Origin of the sequence: Burkholderia sp. RF7-non_BP4 (assembly GCF_001521935.1) — a bacterium.
Taxonomy (GTDB): domain Bacteria; phylum Pseudomonadota; class Gammaproteobacteria; order Burkholderiales; family Burkholderiaceae; genus Burkholderia; species Burkholderia diffusa.
The window spans coordinates 180,029-197,606 of the sequence record NZ_LOTA01000007.1; the positions used below are offsets into that span (position 1 = coordinate 180,029).

The following is a 17,578-nucleotide window of genomic DNA, read 5'->3' on the forward strand; positions in this document are numbered from 1 at the left end:
GTTGGTCTCGGTGAACCGGTCAGGTTTGACGGGCGGCCGCCTGTGACGCGGCCTTCGTCGGCGTTGCCTGCTCGACGGGCTTGACGGCGGTATCGGGCGCGAACTGCGCGGCGTTGTCGACGATCACGCGCTCGCCGCCGGCGAGGCCGCGCGTGATGCGCCAATCGCGTCCGCTCATCCGGTCGGCGACGACCTCGACGTCTTGCACCTTGCCGTTCGCGCCGACCACGCGCACCGACGTGCGGTCGGCCGTGCGCAGCAGCGCATCGCGCGGCACGAGGATCGCGCGCTGATCGACGGCCGCGTCGAGCGCGATCCGCACGTACGCGCCCGGCAGCAGTTCGCGTTCGGGATTCGGGAACAGCGCGCGCATCGCAACGGTATCGGTGGTCGGGTCGACCGCGAGATCGCTGAACAGCAGCTTGCCCTTCAGCGGATACGCGGTGCCGTCGGCGCGCAGCAGCGTCACCGTGACGTCGTGCTGCGCGATGCCCGTCGCGCGCCCGCTCTTCACCGCGCGGCGCAACGCATCGACGTCGGCCGCCGGCTGCGAGAAATTCACGTAGATCGGATCGAGCTGCTCGACGGTCGTGAGCGGCGTTGCCTGGTCCTGGCCGACGAGCGCGCCTTCGGTGACGAGCGCGCGTCGCGCGCGGCCCGAAATCGGCGCGGTGACGGTCGCGTAGTCGAGTTGCAGTTGCGCGCGGGCGAGCTCGGCCTTCGCCGAAGCGACGCCGGCCTTCGCCTGCGTGTCGTCGGCAACGGCCTCCGTGTGATCGCGCTCGCTGACCGCGCGGTCGCGCACCAGGTCGTCGTAACGGCGACGCTTGTCGCTCGCCGCGAGCGCGGCGGCCTGCGCCTTCGCGAGCGCGCCCTGTGCGGCGTCGCGCGCGGCCTTCAGCGGCGCGGGGTCGATGCGGAACAGCACCGCGCCCTGCTTCACTTCCTGGCCTTCTTCGTAAGTTCGCGCGGTGACGATGCCCGCGACCCGCGCGCGCACCTCCGCTTGCCGATACGCGTCGAGCCGGCCGGGCAATTCGACGGTCATCGGCACGGCCGTCGGACGCACCGTGACGACCGTCGCGTGCTGAATGGCCTCCGGCGCCTTGTCCTGTTCGCCCTTTCCGCATCCGGTCACGAGCAGCATGGCCGCGAGCGCGAACGGCGCCAGCCGGAGGCGGCGCCCCAGGGAGCGTTTGTTATTCATGTATGACCTCGGATCGTTCGCCGCCGATACAATGCGGCGGCTCAGGGTGGCCGATTATAATCAGTCACGACTGATTAAATACAGGCGGTTGCAATCGGGCTGCCCTACTGTCTCAATAAAACGACAGCGAACTGTAAGGAAATTCACGACATGGCCCGCAAGACCCGGGAAGAATCGCTCGCCATCAAGCACCGGATCCTCGACGCCGCCGAGCTCGTCCTGCTCGAAAAAGGCGTCGCGCAAACCGCGATGGCGGACCTCGCCGAGGCCGCCGGAATGTCGCGGGGCGCCGTGTACGGCCACTACCGCAACAAGATGGAAGTGTGTCTCGCGATGTGCGACCGCGCGTTCGCGCGCACGTCGGAAGGCTTCGACGCGGTCGACAACCTGCCCGCGTTCGCCACGCTGCGCCGCGCGGCATCGCACTATCTTCAGCAATGCGGCGAGCCAGGCGCGATGCAGCGCGTGCTCGTGATCCTCTATACGAAGTGCGAACAAAGCGAGGAGAACGGCGCGCTGCAGCGGCGCCGCATGCTGCTCGAGCTGCAGATGCTGCGCATCACCAAGGCGCTGCTGCGCCGCGCAATCGCGTCCGGCGAACTCGCCGCCGATCTCGACGTGCATCTGGCGGCCGTCTATCTCGTGTCGCTGCTCGAAGGCGTGTTCGCATCGATGATCTGGACCAACCGGTTGCGCGGCAATCTGTGGACCGACGCGGAAGCGATGCTCGACGCGGGCTTCGACGCCGTCCGGACATCTGCCGCGCTGCGCGTGCGCGCGCAAAAATTGCCAGCCGAACCCAAAGCCGCGCAATAAATGCTGATTTAACCCGATTTACCGCAGTGCGAAACGAATGCGCTGACCCTCTTTAAAATTTTTAACGTTTCGCGGAACATCGGTAGACTGACGCTGTCATCTTTCTTTAGCGTCTTCGTGATAATCCGGGTGCGACCCGGAAAGTTCACGCCGCCGTTCGAAGCGGGCCTGCCCGCGAGTTGGGTCGAACGGAAACGACACAGGCCCCTGGCGGGGCCTGTTTTGTTGCACGCCCGTCGCCCGCCCCGTCGCCACCCGACGGATATGCCGCCGATGGCTCCCGCCCACACCTCTTTGAACCGCTTTCCTGGATGTGGACACCCTTGGTCAAGCCTGCCGCAACCCCTGATGCTTTCGCGCCCGGCCGCGCGCAGCGCCTCGTGCGCGCGCTCGTGCCGGCCGCCGTGCTCGGCGCCCTCGCCGCCTTCGGTCTCGCCGCCGCGCTGCCGGCCGTCTCGCAACTGCCGGGCGCCGTCGATTCGGGCACGGCCGCGCTGCCGCAGCGCGTGCTGTCCGACACGCCGTTTCCCACCGCTCAGCATTTCGTGACGAGCGAACTCGCGCGCACGATCGGCGAGCGCAACGAACTCGATGAACGCGGCGGCGAGCGCAGCCTGCAGCCGGGCCTGTTCGCGCCGCTCAGCGCGCACCGCAACGACATGCTCGGCTATACGAACCTGTTCCAGTTCGCGGCGCCCGAACAGCAACACGGAATGCGCGCGGGCGACATCGAACTCACGCTGTCCGATACGCTGAACCGTCTCGACGTGCCGCCCGAGGTGCGCATCCAGCTCGGCGATCTCGTCACCGGCAAGGTCGCGATGCGCGCCAGCGCCCAGCGCGGCGACTACTACCGCGTCGCGTACGACACCAACAACGGCACGCCGCACCTCACCGCGCTCGAACTGCGCGTCGCAGGCCGCACGTTCGGCGCGATCTGGTTCCGCGCGCCGGGCGCCGACCACGGCGCGTACTACACGCTCGACGGCGCACCGCTCGAAGCAGCCGCGTTCACGATGCCCGTCAAATGGACGCGCATCAGCTCGTTCTTCGGCGAACGCGTCCACCCGCTGTCGCAGGCGATGGCGTTCCATACCGGCGTCGACCTCGCCGCGCCGTCGGGCACGCCCGTCAATGCGGCGGCCGACGGCGTCGTGTCGTTCGTCGGCACCGACCCGGGCGGTTACGGCCACTACGTGATCGTCGATCACGCGGACGGTTATTCGACCTACTACGCGCATTTGTCCGCGTTCGCGCGCGGGCTGAAGACCGGTGAAACCGTGAAGCAGGGCCAGCGCCTCGGCTCGGTCGGGATGACCGGCGCCGCCACCGGGCCGCACCTGCACTTCGAGGTGCGCGTCGCGAACGATCCGGTCGATCCGCTCGTCACGCTCGCGAGCGCGCAGACGGGGCTGTCCGACATGCAGCTCACCGCGTTCCGCCAGGAAGCGGCGCAATGGCGCTTCCGCCTCGCGTCGATCAGTACGACGCCGTTCGCATTCGCGCAGACCGACGGCCCGCTGTGGGGCGACTTCGCGACCGGTCCGTCGACGCTGCGCGCGGTCTTCGATACGCACTACAGCGCGTCCTGACGCAGGCGCGCCGAAGCACCATCTCGCCCGTCGCCGTTCAAGCGGCGGCGACGCGGGCGGCCTTCACCGCGCCGGTTCCGTGCGCTCCGCCGCCCGCGCGAGGCGCTCCGCACGCGGACGACGCGACAGCAGCCAGCGCGCCGCGCCGTCGAGCGACGTGCACAACACGAGATAGATCGCCGCGACGAACAGGAAGATCGGCGCCGGATACACCATCAGCCGGTTGTTCACCTGCGTCGCGACGAACGACAATTCCGGCACGCCGACGATATACGCGAGCGACGTGTCCTTCACGAGCGCGACCCACTGGTTGATGAACGACGGCGTCATGATCCGGATCGCCTGCGGCAGTAGCACGTAGCGCACGGTCTGCCAGCGCGTGAGCCCGAGCGACAGCCCCGCCTGCCACTGCCCGTCGCCGGCCGCGACGATGCCCGCATGCACCGCATGCGCGAGATAGGCACCGCCGATCAGCGCCAGCGCGCACACGACCGTCGCGAGCCCCGGCACGTCCATGTGCAGCAGCATCGGCATCAGGAAATACGTCCAGAAGATCAGCATCAGCACCGGAATCGCGCGGAAGAAGCCGATGAACGCGAGCAGCAGCACGCGCAGCGGGCCGCGCGCGAGCGCCATCGCGACGCCGAGCGCCACGCCCAGGATCGCCGACGCCATCGCCGACGCGATCGCGAGCACGAGCGACAGCGCGGCACCGCCGAGCGGGCCGTCCGGGAACGCGCCGACGAGCAGGTACGGCAGGTTGTCGAGCAGCAGCGAGATGTCCATCGTCAGCGCCCCGCCCCGAGCCGGTCACGCCATTGCGTGGCCGCATAGGCGCCGGCTTCGATCGCGGCCACCGCGACGATGTACAGCACGGTCGCGACACCGAACGCAGCGAAGGTCCTGAACGTCTCCGTCTCGACCTGCCGCGACGCATACGACAGCTCGGCGACGCCGATCGCCATCGCGAGCGACGAGTTCTTCACGAGATTCATGTATTGGCCGAACAACGGCGGCAGTGCGATGCGCACGGCCTGCGGCAGCACCACGTAGCGCAGCGACTGCATCGGCGTGAGGCCGAGCGCCGCGGCTGCGTCATGCTGCGCGCGGCGCACGCCGCGCAGCCCGGCTTCGCATTCCTCGGCGACGAACGCGGCCGTGTACGCGCTCAACCCGAACCAGCCCGCGACGAACTCGAACGACGGCCACGCGAGCGTGAGCGGGTCCGCGCTGAGTTGATGGCGCGCGTTCAGCCACGCGACCCACGTCTCGGGCAGCAACGACGCCACGCCGAAATACCAGAACAACAACTGCACGAGCAGCGGCGTGTTGCGGAACGCGACGACGTAACCGGCCGCGAGCGTGCGCGGCCCCGTGCCGCGCGCATGCCGCATGACGGCGAGCAGCAGCCCGCCGATGGTCGCGGCGAGCGCCGACGCGGCCGCGAGGCCGAGCGTCAGCAGGAAGCCCTGCCAGAGCCAGGACAGATATTTGGGAGCCAACCCGAGCATGTCGTGGTGCGGGTGCGAAGCACGCGATCGAAAAAAAACGGAAAGCGCCGCGATCCGTGCGCACCGGCGTGGCCGGCGGCGGAACGCGGCGCACCTGGCGTGCGACTCAGGTCTTGTCGCCGATGCGGAAGATGCGCGTGAGCGGCGTCTTCGTCGTCGGTCCGAACCACGCGTCGTAGATTTGCGTCGCGCGGCCGTTTGCCTCGAGGCCCTTCAGCGTGTCGTTGACGAAGCCGAGCAGGCGCGTCTCGCCCTTCGGCACACCGACGCCCATGTAGTCATTCGAGATCGTGAACGCCGGGATCTCGTAGTTCTGCTTGTCGGGCACGTTCGCGAGCAGGCCGATCAGTTTCGGCCCGTCCTGCGTGATCGCCTGCACGTTGCCGGCGCGCAGCGCGGCGAATGCGAACGGCGTGTCGTCGTATGCGACGATCGTCGCCTTCGGGAATTTCTCGCGCAGCGTGATTTCGTTCGTCGTGCCCTTGTCCGCGCCGACGCGCAGGCTATTCAGCTGGTCGGCCGATTTCAGCACGCCCTTCTTCGCGAGAAACTGCTGGCCCGACGAGAAATACGGGATGCTGAAGTCGACCTGCTTCGCGCGTTCGTCGGTGATCGTGAAGTTCGCGAGCACCAGATCGACCTTGCCGGAAGTCAGGAACGGAATGCGGTTCGCGGGATTGGTCGGCTGCAACTGCAGCTTCACGCCGAGCTTGTCGGCCAGCGCCTTCGCATAGTCGACGTCGAGGCCGACGATGTGATTGCTCTTGCCGTCGACATAACCGAACGGCGGATTGCTGTCGAAGGTCGCGACGCGGAGCACGCCGGCCTTCCTGATGTCGTCGAGACGGTCCGCGTGCGCGACCGTGCCGGCCGTGACGAGCGCGGCCCCGACGAGCCACGTAGCGAGAGTGTGGAGTTTCATGAGCACGACCTGATTTGATTTGTCATGAGGGCCGCCGCGGATCGCGCGACGGCCGGTTCGAGGAACATCGCGACGGAGTGTGTCGTCGCGAAGCCGCTAACGTATCAGCGCATGCGGCAATTCCGAACCAACAATTGGTGCTTTGCTCTGCGGGTTTCGTGATGACGCTCGAGACTGCGTGCGCCATCGCGCGCTTCGGAAAAAAAGACGCCCGCTGCACGCAGCGGGCGCGAATCCCAGTCAAGGAGGTGTCACACGAACTACGGGTTCAGAATAAAGGCATCGCACGCGATGGACAACGAAGCGATTCCGATATCGATATCGCGCGTCCCGCGATGCGCTTGCGCGTGTCCATGCGAAGACGGCGCGCATAAAAAACGGCGCGCCGCCTGTGTGGCGGAGCGCCGTCCCGTTGCACGTTGCCGGTCGATGCGGGCAGCCTCGCGAGGCTGCCCCGCCGATCACGGTTCGTGACGCAGATACCCTTCCTTGCTCGGATCGCGCATCCGCCACGACACGATCAGCGAGATCGCGCACAGCACCGTCACGTACCAGTAGAAGGTTTCCTCGCTGCCGATCGACTTGAACCACAGCGCGACGTACTCGGCCGAGCCGCCGAAGATCGCGTTCGCGACCGCATACGACAGGCCGACGCCCATCGCGCGCACTTCGGGCGGGAACATCTCGGCCTTGATGAGGCCGCTGATCGACGTGTAGAAGCTGACGATCGCGAGCGCGATCGTGATCAGCACGAACGCGGCCGTCGGGCTCGTCACGGTCTTCAGCGCGTGCATCAGCGGCACCGTGCCGATCACCGCGAACGCGCCGAACAGGATCATCGACGTGCGGCGGCCGATCTTGTCGGACAGCGCGCCGAACACCGGCTGGATCAGCATGTAGACGAGCAGCGCGACGGTCATCACGTTGCTGGCGGTCTTCGCATGCATGCCGGCCGTGTTCACCAGGTACTTCTGCATGTACGTGGTGAACGTGTAGAAGATCAGCGAGCCGCCGGCCGTGAAACCGACCACCGTGAAGAACGCGCCCTTGTGCTGCCACACGCCGCGGATCGTGCCCGCATCCTTCTTGTCGCGCGATGCGCTCGTCGACGTCTCGTCGAGCGATTTGCGCAGGTACAGCGAGATCAGCGCGGCCGCCGCGCCGACCACGAACGGAATGCGCCAGCCCCATGCCTTCAGCTCGTCGCCCGACAGCGTCTGCTGCAGGATCACGAGCACGAGCAGCGCGCACAGCTGGCCGCCGATCAGCGTCACGTACTGGAACGACGCGAAGAAGCCGCGGCGGCCCTTCAGCGCCACCTCGCTCATGTAGGTCGCGCTCGTCCCGTATTCGCCGCCCACGGAAAGGCCCTGGAACAGCCGCGCGACCAGCAGCAGCGCCGGTGCGAGCGCGCCGATCTGCGCATAGGTCGGCAGCACCGCGATCACGAGCGAGCCGCCGCACATCATCAGCACCGAGATCATCATCGCCGTGCGGCGGCCATGACGGTCGGCGATGCGGCCGAACAGCCAGCCGCCGATCGGACGCATCAGGAAGCCGGCCGCGAACACGCCGGCCGTGTTCAGCAGCTGGGTCGTCGTGTTGCCGCTCGGGAAGAACGCCGGTGCGAAGTACAGCGCGCAGAACGAGTAGATGTAGAAGTCGAACCACTCGACGAGGTTGCCCGATGAGGCGCCGACGATGGCGAACACGCGCCGCCGGGTGTCATGCGCGGACAGCGCAGCTTGGTCGGTCTGGACGTCCATGGGTTGGTCTGTTCCTTTTAGTGCTTTCTAGGCGAGACGGCTTGGGGGCCGCCGCGTGCGGTCGCACGTGGCACCGGTTCCGGCGCACGGCGCTACGGGATTTTAGCGAAATGTAAAGTAACGGGCTTTCCGGGTTCGTCCGGATGTAGAAAAATTTTCTCCCGCCACCCGTTCGTCATATGAAAACGCCAGCCGCGAGGCTGGCGTCCGGTGCAAACTATTCCCGGTCCCGGTGCTCAGACACGCACCTCCGGCGGCACGTAGCGGCACTCGTAGCGCTTGCGCACGGTACCGGCCTCGTCGACGCTTTCCAGGAACACGTCGAACTGCCAGAGCCGCGCCATGTGCTTGAGCACTTCCTCGCTGTCGTTCGACAGATGGCGGTTGTCGGTCATGAAGTGGCGCAGCGTGAGGCTTCGGTCGCCGCGCGTGTTCACCGCCCATACCTGGATGTTCGGCTCGCGGTGATGGATGTCGTACTGACGCGACAGCGCCTGCCGCACGTACTGGTAGCCGGACTCGTCGTGGATCGCCGATACCTCGAGCGAATCGCGCATGTCGTCGTCGAGCACCGAGAACAGCCGCATTTCGCGGATCAGGTTCGGCGACAGGTACTGCGCGATGAAGCTCTCGTCCTTGAAGTTGCGCATCGCGTAGTGCATCGCCGGCAGCCACGGCGTGCCCGCGATCTCCGGAAACCACTTGTAGTCCTCTTCCGTCGGCGCCTCGCAGATCCGCCGGATGTCGCTCATCATCGAGAAGCCGAGCGCATACGGGTTGATCCCGCTGTAGTACGGCTTCGTGACGGGCGGCTGATAGACCACGTTGCTGTGCGAATGCAGGAACTCCATCATGAAGCCGTCTTCCAGCTTGCCCTGGTTGTACAGCGTATTGAGCAGCGTGTAGTGCCAGAACGTCGCCCAGCCTTCGTTCATCACCTGCGTCTGCCGCTGCGGATAAAAGTACTGGCCGATCTTGCGCACGATGCGGATCACTTCGCGCTCCCACGGCTCGAGCAGCGGCGCGTTCTTCTCCGCGAAATACAGCAGGTTCTCTTGCGGCTCCGGCGGATAGCGTTCCTCCTGCTCCTCCATCTGCTCGGGCTTCTTGCCCGGCAGCGTGCGCCACAGCTCGTTGACCTGCGACTGCAGATACGCCTCGCGCTCGCGCCGCAGTGCGGCCTCCTTCGACAGCGACGGCTTCTGCGGCCGCTTGTAGCGGTCGACGCCGTAGTTCATCAGCGCATGGCACGAATCGAGCAGTTCCTCGACGCGATCGAGGCCGTAGCGCTCCTCGCATTCGGCGACGTAGTTCTTCGCGTACACGAGATAATCGATGATCGCGTGCGCGTCGGTCCACAGCCGGAACAGGTAGTTGCCCTTGAAGAACGAATTGTGCCCGTACGCCGCGTGCGCGATGACGAGCGCCTGCATCGTCATCGTGTTCTCTTCCATCAGATACGCGATGCACGGATTCGAGTTGATGACGATCTCGTAGGCGAGCCCCATCTGGCCGCGACGATAGCTTTTCTCGGTCGCGAGGAAGTGCTTGCCGAACGACCAGTGGCGATAGTTGACCGGCATCCCGACCGACGCGTACGCATCCATCATCTGCTCGGCGCTGATCAGTTCGAGCTGGATCGGGTAGATATCGAGCTCGTACTGCTCGGCAACCTGCGAGATGTGCGTGTCGTATTCCTCGAGCAGTTCGAAGGTCCAGTCGGACGGGCACGGCAGCGGCTTGCGTTCGGCCACGTTCATACGCGCTTCCTTCTGCCCGGCAGCGGGCAAGTCGGCGGCCGGCGCCGCCGGCTCGGTCCGGCCGCTTTGCTGCGATGCGGCAGGGCCGGCCGTGTCGTCGCCGGAAGGGCGCGGCGCGTAGCCGCGCGACTCGTTGTGCAGATGGCGGGGCGTCATGACATTTCCACCTGCTTTTCGAACAATTCGCGAAACACCGGGTAAATGTCCGCAGCCGATTCGACTTTCTTCATCGCGAGATGCGGTTGCGACAACGCCAGCTGCGCGTACTCCAGCCACAGGTTCTGCTCTTCGGGCGCAACCTGGATATACGCGAAGTAGCGTGTCTTGGTGAGGATATCCTCTTCCAGGATTTTGCGACACTTCGGCGAATCGTCTGTCCAGTTGTCGCCATCGGACGCCTGCGCGCCGTAGATGTTCCATTCCGTCGGCGAGTAGCGCTCGTTCATCACCTTGCGCATCAGCTCGAGCGCGCTCGACACGACGGTGCCGCCGCTTTCGGTCGAATGAAAGAAGGTGTCCTCGTCGACTTCCTCGGCACGCGTGTGGTGACGGATGAACACGACCTCGATGCGCTCGTAGTTGCGCTTCAGGAACAGGTACAGGAGGATGAAGAAGCGCTTTGCGAGATCCTTGCGCTGCTCGTCCATCGAGCCCGACACGTCCATCAGGCAGAACATCACGGCCTGGCTCGACGGTTGCGGCTGCTTGACGCGGTTGATGTAGCGCAGGTCGAACGGATCGATGAACGGAATCCGCCAGATGCGCCCCTTCAGATGATGGATCTCGGCCTCGAGCGTCGCGATTTCCGCGCGGCGGTCTTCCGGGTCGATCTTCAGCGCCTCGAGCTGCGCCTCCAGCTCGCGCAACTCGTTGACGAGCGGCGAGCCGAGCGCGATGCGCCGGCCGAGCGCGCTGCGCAGCGAGCGCACGACGTCGATGTTGTTCGGCGTGCCTTCCGCCGACCAGCCCGCGCGCACGTTCTTCCAGCTCGGCACCGTCAGCAGGTGCGTCTTCACGAGGCGCGGCAGTTCGAGATCGTCGAAGAAATACTGCATGAATTCGTCGCGCGACAACTCGAACACGAAGTCGTCCTGCCCTTCGCCCTCGTTGCTCGCCTGACTGCCGCCGCCGCCCGAGCCGCCCTGCGGACGCGGAATCTTGTCGCCGCGCACGTAGTCTTCGTTGCCCGGGTGCACGTATTCGCGACGTCCGCCAGGCGCGTGCCGGAAATTCGGCTCGGCGATGTCCTTGCGCGGAATCGTGATGCTTTGCGTGCTCTGGATATCCTTGATGCTACGGTCGCGCACCGCGTCGGACACGGCACGACGAATGTAGTTCTTGACGCGACGCAGAAAGCGTTCGCGGTTGGCGATGCTCTTGTTCTTGCCGGCCAGCCTGCGGTCGATGATTTGATGAAGCACTCCCGGTCTCCCGCTCGAAAGTCGATCTGCCGGGGCACTCGCCGCGCATGCCGTCTGCCGTCATGCGGGCGGCGCCTCTGAAGGTGCCCGTACGGACTCGCCGTACGGGCGCGGTACCGCGCCCGTCATGACGACTTGCGCACGCGCAGGTACCAGTCGCAAAGCAGCCTCACCTGCTTCGGCGTATAGCCCTTCGCGACCATCCGGTTCACAAAGTCCTCATGCTTGCGTTGCTCCTCCGCCGACCCCTTCGCGTTGAACGAAATGACCGGCAACAGTTCCTCGGTATTCGAGAACATCTTCTTCTCGATCACGACGCGCAACTTCTCGTAGCTCGTCCACACCGGGTTCTTCCCGGCGTTCGCCGCCCGCGCGCGCAACACGAAGTTCACGATCTCGTTGCGATAATCCTTCGGATTGCTGATCCCGGCCGGCTTCTCGATCTTCTCCAGTTCCGCATTCAGCGCGGCGCGGTCGAAGCTCTCGCCCGTGTCGTGATCGCGGAATTCCTGATCCTGGATCCAGAAGTCCGCATACGTGACGTAGCGGTCGAAGATGTTCTGCCCGTACTCCGAATACGATTCGAGGTAAGCCGTCTGGATCTCCTTGCCGATGAAGTCCGCATAGCGCGACGCGAGCACGTCCTTCACGAACGACAGGTATTTCTGCTCGGTCTCCGGCGGGAACTGCTCGCGTTCGATCTGCTGTTCGAGCACGTACATCAGGTGCACGGGGTTCGCCGCGACCTCGCTCGAATCGAAGTTGAACACGCGCGACAGGATCTTGAACGCGAAGCGCGTCGACACGCCCGTCATCCCTTCGTCCACGCCGGCGTAATCGCGATATTCCTGGTACGACTTCGCCTTCGGATCGGTGTCCTTCAGGTTTTCGCCGTCATACACCTGCATCTTCGAGAACAGGCTCGAATTCTCCGGCTCGTGCAGGCGCGACAGCACCGAGAACTGCGACATCATCTTCAGCGTGCCCGGCGCGCATACGGCTTCGGCCAGCGACGAATTGCGGATCAGCTTCTCGTAGATCTTCGTCTCTTCCGACACGCGCAGGCAGTACGGCACCTTCACGACGAAGATCCGGTCGAGCAGTGCCTCGTTGTTGCGGTTGTTGCGGAATGCCTTCCACTCCGACTCGTTCGAGTGCGCGAGAATCACGCCGTCGAACGGAATCGCGCCGAATCCTTCGGTGCCCTTGAAGTTGCCTTCTTGCGTGGCGGTCAGGAGCGGATGCAGCACCTTGATCGGCGCCTTGAACATTTCGACGAATTCGAGCAGGCCCTGGTTCGCCAGGCACAGGCCGCCCGAGTAGCTGTACGCATCGGCATCGTCCTGCGCGTACTGTTCGAGCTTGCGGATGTCGACCTTGCCGACGAGCGACGAGATGTCCTGGTTGTTTTCGTCGCCAGGCTCCGTCTTCGCGATACCGATCTGCCGAAGGATCGACGGAAAGCGGCGCACCACGCGGAACTGGCGGATGTCGCCGTTGTATTCGTGCAGGCGCTTGACGGCCCACGGACTCAGGATGCTCTTCAGGTAGCGGCGCGGAATGCCGTATTGCTCTTCGAGGATCGGGCCGTCCTCGTCGTAGTCGAACAGCCCGAGCGGCGATTCGTTGACGGGCGAACCCTTGAGCGCATAGAACGGCACGCGTTCCATCAGTTGCTTCAGGCGCTCGGCGATCGACGACTTGCCGCCGCCCACCGGCCCGAGCAGGTAGAGAATCTGCTTCTTTTCTTCGAGCCCTTGCGCAGCGTGGCGGAAGTACGCGACCACCTGCTCGATCACTTCCTCCATTCCGTAGAACTCACGGAACGCGGGATAGACCTTGATAACCTTGTTCGCGAAGATCCGCGACAGGCGCGGGTCGTTGCGGGTATCGACTTGTTCCGGTTCCCCGATTGCAGCCAGCATGCGTTCGCCGGCCGTGGCGTACGCTGACGGATCGTTCTTGCAGAGCGCGAGGTACTCCTCCAGCGAGAACTCTTCCTCTCGCGTTTTTTCGAAGCGGTTCGCGAAGCTGCTGTAAATATCCATGCTACCTCCCTCGCCTGAGTCTGAAGACGTGCCTGCCTTCTATGACTGCGCAGAAGCAAGCGCGTTCGAATTCATCCTAAACCCTTTCTTATTTTTTTTCACGAACTCTTCGTATGAAGTTCGTCATTCTCGACAACACCGCTTGGACAACGCATTTCGACGCTTTACAATCGACCTCCCGAGCCGCAGAAACTGCATCCGCCGCGTCTCGTCGAGCATCGGAACGTCTCGTGCGTTGGATGCCTCCGCCGTCGTCGCCGCACCTTCACTCTCCCCTTCATCCCTAGACGTTCGAGCAGACGTTTTCGACGACACGCTGCGCGCACCGTTACAAATTTTTTTCGCATCGTCCGGAGATACCCGTAGCACGGATGCGCACATGCAACGCGTGGCGACGGACGCACGTTCACGCGCGCTGTCACATTTCACCGGCCGCCGAAACGACGACGCCCGCATGTCGCGGGCGTCGTGTGCTGCCAAATGGGGATAGATGCGCGGTGCGCGCGACTCAGAACGTTTCCCAGTCGTCGGCGCCGGCAGACGCAGCCACCGGTGCGGGTGCAGCGGCCGCCGGCTTGCGCGCCGGCGCGGGGCGCTTCGGCGCAGCGTCGCGATCGTTGCGCGCCGCGGCCGGTGCGGGCGGCGAAACAGGCACGACGGACGGCGCGACTGCCGGCGCGGCCACCGCGCGCGGCGCCTGACGCGCAACGGCGGCTGCCGGCTTCGCCGCATCGTCGTCGATCCGGAACACCGACGCCGTTTCGCGCAGGCGCGCGGCCTGCTCGTCGAGCGATTGCGCGGCGGCCGCCGCTTCCTCGACGAGCGCGGCGTTCTGCTGCGTGACCTCGTCCATCTGCGCGACCGCGCGCGCGACCTGGTCGATGCCGCCGCTCTGCTCCTCGGAGGCCGCCGCGATCTCGCCCATGATGTCCGTCACGCGCTGCACCGCACTGATCACGTCGCTCATGGTGCGGCCGGCTTCGTCGACCAGCGTCGAGCCCGTCCGGATGCGCTCCACCGACGCGTCGATCAGCGCCTTGATCTCCTTGGCCGCGCTCGACGAACGCTGCGCGAGGCTGCGCACCTCGCCCGCGACGACCGCGAAGCCGCGGCCTTCCTCGCCGGCGCGCGCGGCTTCGACCGCCGCGTTCAGCGCCAGGATGTTGGTCTGGAACGCGATTCCCTCGATGATCGCGATGATGTCCGCGATCTTCGCCGAGCTGTCGTTGATCTCGCCCATCGTGCCGACCACCTGGCCGACCACCGTATTCCCCTTGTTTGCAATCTCCGACGCGTTCGCGGCCAGCGAGCTTGCCTGCCGCGCATTGTCCGCGTTCTGCTTCACGGTGCCGGTCAGCTGCTCCATGCTCGACGCGGTTTCCTGCAGCGCGGACGCCTGTTCTTCCGTGCGCGACGACAGGTCGATGTTGCCGGCTGCGATCTGGCGCGCCGCGGTCGCGATCGACTCGCTGCCGCCGCGCACGGTGCGCACCGTGTCGACCAGCCCGCGCTGCATCTTCGCGAGACCCTCGAGGAGCTGGCCCATTTCGTCGCGCCGCTGCACCACGATCGAGCGGCGCAGGTCGCCCGCGGCGATCGCGTCGAAATGCGCGAGCGCGTCCGCGAGCGGACGGCCGATCGCACGGCTGAGCGTCAACCACGACAGCACCGCGGCAACCAGACCAGCCGCCAGCAGGACGATCGACACCACGCGCAGCGTATCGAACGTCGCTTCCGAATGATCGAAGCTCGTCTGCCCGGCGCTGAACTGGAAATTGCGCAGCGCCTCGCTCGCCACCGAGAGATCGTTGTAAAGCGTCTGGAGTTGCTTGGCGCCTTCGCCGATCCGGTCGTGGTCGCCCGTCGCGACAAGGCTGCCGAACGCGTCGCAACCGCGCTGTAGCGCCTGCCGCTTCGCGGCGACGTCCTGCGCGAGTCGATCCTCGTCCGCATCGCGCGGCAGCGCGAGGTACTTTTTCCACCACACATCGGACTGCGCGCGCATCGCGCGGCTACGCTCCACCGCCGCAGCCGATTCGGGCGTCCCCACCAGCAGCGCGGCGCGATCGAGCGCCAGGCGCTCGCGCGCCGCGTACATTTCGGCAACGGCCACGTCGACCGCGCTCGGCATCTGGTTCGTGAAAATCTCGCGCGTCGCGTCGTTCGAACGCGTCATCCCGTACACGCCCAGCACGCCGATCACCCCCAGCAGTATCGCGAGAAACGCCATCGTCAAACCGATGCGTGCACGTATCGTCAGGTTTCCGATCACCATCATTGTTCCTGTATTGCGTCGTCATGAACGGGCAAGGCCCATTTTTCGAAACAGCGTTTCGTCCTGATGTATTTACGACCGGATGTTGCGCAGCTTGATGGTATTCACGTCATTTTTTTCAGCAATTCATTAGTTCATTACAGATTTCTGAACAATGGGGTCGAAGCATCGCAGGCCCGCCTCGCGAAAGCGCGTGGCAGGCATCGCGATCGGGCAATCGGGGAAAGACGGCCGGCGCCTGCTTCCGCACGCGCCGGCCGGGATGCGCGATCCGGCTCTATTCGGCCAGTTCGGCGAGGGTGGGAATCGACGGCTGCGCGCCTGCGCGCGTGACCGACAGCGCCGCCGCACGTTGCGCGAAGCGGATGGCCGTGTCGATGGCCTCGCCCGCCGCGAGCCGCGCGGCGAAACCGCCGATGAAGGTATCGCCGGCCGCGGTCGTGTCGACTGCCTTGACGACGGGTGCCGGATAATGGCGCGCCGCGCCGTCGGCCGTCAGCGCGAATACGCCGCGCGCGCCGAGCGTGATCAGCACGTTGCGCGCGCCGGCCGCGTGCAGCGCACGCGCCGCGGCTTCCGCCTCGGCCGGATTGCGCACCGGCAGTCCGGTCAGCGCGGCCGCCTCCACTTCGTTCGGGATCAGGTAATCGACCAGCGGCAACCAGCCGTCCGGCAGCGGCGCCACGGCCGGCGCCGGATTGAGCACGACGGTGCGGCCGAGCCGCCGCCCGGTCGACAGCGCCGCGAACACGGCGTCCGGCGGCGTCTCGAGCTGGCAGATCAGCACGTCGGTCGCCGCAAGCGCGGCCTCGTGCCGCGCCACCGTATCGGTCGTCACTTCGCCATTGCCGCCCGCGACGATCACGATCGCGTTCTGGCTCGCGTCGTCGACGACGATCAGCGCGACACCGGTCGACGCGGTCGCGCTCGTCGCGAGCCGCGAGCAGTCGATGCCTTCGGCCTCGAGGCCGGCCCGCAGCGCGGTACCGTGCGCATCCGCGCCGACGCAGCCGATCATCGCGACCTGCGCCCCGAGCCGCGCCGCCGCGACGGCCTGGTTGCCGCCCTTGCCGCCCGCGGCCTGCGCGTACGCATGACCGGCAAGCGTTTCGCCCGGCAGCGGCAGCCGCGGCGCCCGTACGACGAGATCCATGTTGAGGCTGCCGACCACCGTCACGCGGCCGGCGCCCGCCGCACGCGCCGTCATGGGCGACCGCCCGGCGCGGCCGGCTCGCGGTAAACCGCCGTCGATTCCCGCAGCACGAGGCGCGGCGACACGACGCGACGACGGCTCGGCGCGGCCGTCGAACCGCCGCCGATCCGCTCGATCAGCGTTTGCGCGGCCATTTCGCCGAGCGCGCGCACCGACTGGCCGACCGTCGACAGCGCCGGATACGTGTAGCGGGAGAATTCGATGTCGTCGAAGCCGATGATCGAGCAGTCGTCCGGCACGCGCATGCCGCGCTCGGCCGCCGCGCGCAGCGCGCCGACGCCCATCAGGTCGTTGCCCGCGAAAATCGCGCTGGGATGCACCGACTCGAACAGCCGGGATGCCGCGTGGTAACCGCCGAGGCACGAAAAATCGCTTTCCGCGATCGCGCCCGGCACGATGTCGATGCCGCGCTCGGCCATCGCGCGGATGAAGCCGTGCACGCGCATGGCGCTGACGGCCGTGTCGGTCGGCCCGGTGATGCAGCCGATCTTCGCGTGCCCGAGTTCGAGCAGGTGACGCGTCGCCAGGTAGGCGCCGCGTTCGTGGTCGATCTGCACGAGGTCGGCCGCGAGCCCCTCGATGTTGCGGTCGACGACGACGAGCGGCGCATGCGCATCCGCAAGCGTCTGCGCGAGCACCGTGTCCTCGCCGGCCGACGCGACGATCAGCCCGTCGATGCGCTTTTCCTGCAGCACGCGCAGGTAGTTGCGCTGCTTCACGGGATCGTCGTCCGAGTTGCAGAAGAACACGCAATAGCCGTTGGCCGCGCACTGGTCCTCGATGCCGCGCGCAAGCTCCGCGAAGTACGGATTCGTGCTGTTCGGCACGACGAGGCCGATGGTCGCCGTCGAGCGCGCCTTCAGCGAGCGCGCCACGGCCGATGGCACGTAATTCAGCTCGCGGATCGCGCCCTCGACCTTCGCACGCACATCCGCGGACACCGGCCGCGAATTGTTCACCACATGCGAGACGGTCGTAAACGACACGCCCGCCATGGCTGCCACATCCTTGATCGTCGCCATTTCCCGTTTCTCTCTGGTCTGCTTT

At 66.0% G+C, this 17,578-nt stretch carries 13 protein-coding genes; 2 read left to right on the forward strand and 11 right to left on the reverse strand.

Annotated features, from left to right (window positions below):
* Positions 1-19 precede the first annotated feature (19 nt).
* The gene (locus WS49_RS03280) at positions 20-1,207 is read right to left on the reverse strand and encodes a MexX/AxyX family multidrug efflux RND transporter periplasmic adaptor subunit (RefSeq protein WP_059524443.1); all 1,188 of its coding nucleotides are present in this window, start codon (positions 1,205-1,207) and stop codon (positions 20-22) included.
* Positions 1,208-1,357: 150 nt separating this feature from the next.
* On the opposite strand from WS49_RS03280, the gene WS49_RS03285 reads away from it, so the two are divergent.
* Entirely contained in the window at positions 1,358-2,023 is a 666-nt protein-coding gene (locus WS49_RS03285) for a TetR family transcriptional regulator (RefSeq protein WP_059524445.1), read from the forward strand.
* A 311-nt stretch (positions 2,024-2,334) separates the two neighbouring features.
* Positions 2,335-3,615 carry a M23 family metallopeptidase gene (locus WS49_RS03290; RefSeq protein ID WP_059524447.1) on the forward strand — a complete coding sequence of 427 codons (1,281 nt, stop codon included), beginning with the start codon at positions 2,335-2,337 and terminating at the stop codon, positions 3,613-3,615.
* Between the two features lie 63 nt (positions 3,616-3,678).
* On the opposite strand, the gene WS49_RS03295 is transcribed toward WS49_RS03290, so the two are convergent.
* The 10 genes from WS49_RS03295 to WS49_RS03340 form a co-directional block, all read right to left on the reverse strand.
* The gene (locus WS49_RS03295; RefSeq protein ID WP_059524448.1) at positions 3,679-4,401 is read right to left on the reverse strand and encodes an amino acid ABC transporter permease; all 723 of its coding nucleotides are present in this window, start codon (positions 4,399-4,401) and stop codon (positions 3,679-3,681) included.
* A 2-nt stretch (positions 4,402-4,403) separates the two neighbouring features.
* Entirely contained in the window at positions 4,404-5,126 is a 723-nt protein-coding gene (locus WS49_RS03300; RefSeq protein WP_059524450.1) for an amino acid ABC transporter permease, read from the reverse strand.
* A gap of 106 nt (positions 5,127-5,232) precedes the next feature.
* Positions 5,233-6,048, reverse strand: coding sequence for an ABC transporter substrate-binding protein (locus WS49_RS03305; protein ID WP_059524452.1), 816 nt, complete (start codon positions 6,046-6,048; stop codon positions 5,233-5,235).
* Positions 6,049-6,509: 461 nt separating this feature from the next.
* The gene (locus WS49_RS03310) at positions 6,510-7,814 is read right to left on the reverse strand and encodes an MFS family transporter (protein WP_059524454.1); all 1,305 of its coding nucleotides are present in this window, start codon (positions 7,812-7,814) and stop codon (positions 6,510-6,512) included.
* A 236-nt stretch (positions 7,815-8,050) separates the two neighbouring features.
* Positions 8,051-9,730 (reverse strand): SpoVR family protein, encoded by a 1,680-nt coding sequence (locus WS49_RS03315; RefSeq protein WP_059524456.1) that lies wholly within the window; start codon positions 9,728-9,730, stop codon positions 8,051-8,053.
* Positions 9,727-10,995: a YeaH/YhbH family protein gene (locus tag WS49_RS03320; RefSeq protein ID WP_059524458.1), complete on the reverse strand. Its 1,269-nt coding sequence runs from the start codon at positions 10,993-10,995 to the stop codon at positions 9,727-9,729. The genes WS49_RS03315 and WS49_RS03320 overlap by 4 nt, the downstream gene beginning before the upstream one ends.
* A 125-nt stretch (positions 10,996-11,120) precedes the next feature.
* Complete coding sequence (locus tag WS49_RS03325) at positions 11,121-13,043, reverse strand: PrkA family serine protein kinase (RefSeq protein ID WP_059524460.1); 1,923 nt, start codon at positions 13,041-13,043, stop codon at positions 11,121-11,123.
* Positions 13,044-13,551: 508 nt separating this feature from the next.
* Positions 13,552-15,318 (reverse strand): methyl-accepting chemotaxis protein, encoded by a 1,767-nt coding sequence (locus WS49_RS03330; protein WP_059524559.1) that lies wholly within the window; start codon positions 15,316-15,318, stop codon positions 13,552-13,554.
* A gap of 277 nt (positions 15,319-15,595) precedes the next feature.
* Positions 15,596-16,525, reverse strand: a complete 930-nt coding sequence (gene rbsK, locus WS49_RS03335) for a ribokinase (RefSeq protein ID WP_059524462.1) — start codon at positions 16,523-16,525, stop codon at positions 15,596-15,598.
* Complete coding sequence (locus WS49_RS03340; protein ID WP_059524464.1) at positions 16,522-17,553, reverse strand: LacI family DNA-binding transcriptional regulator; 1,032 nt, start codon at positions 17,551-17,553, stop codon at positions 16,522-16,524. The genes rbsK and WS49_RS03340 overlap by 4 nt, the downstream gene beginning before the upstream one ends.
* Between the last annotated feature and the right edge of the window lie 25 nt (positions 17,554-17,578).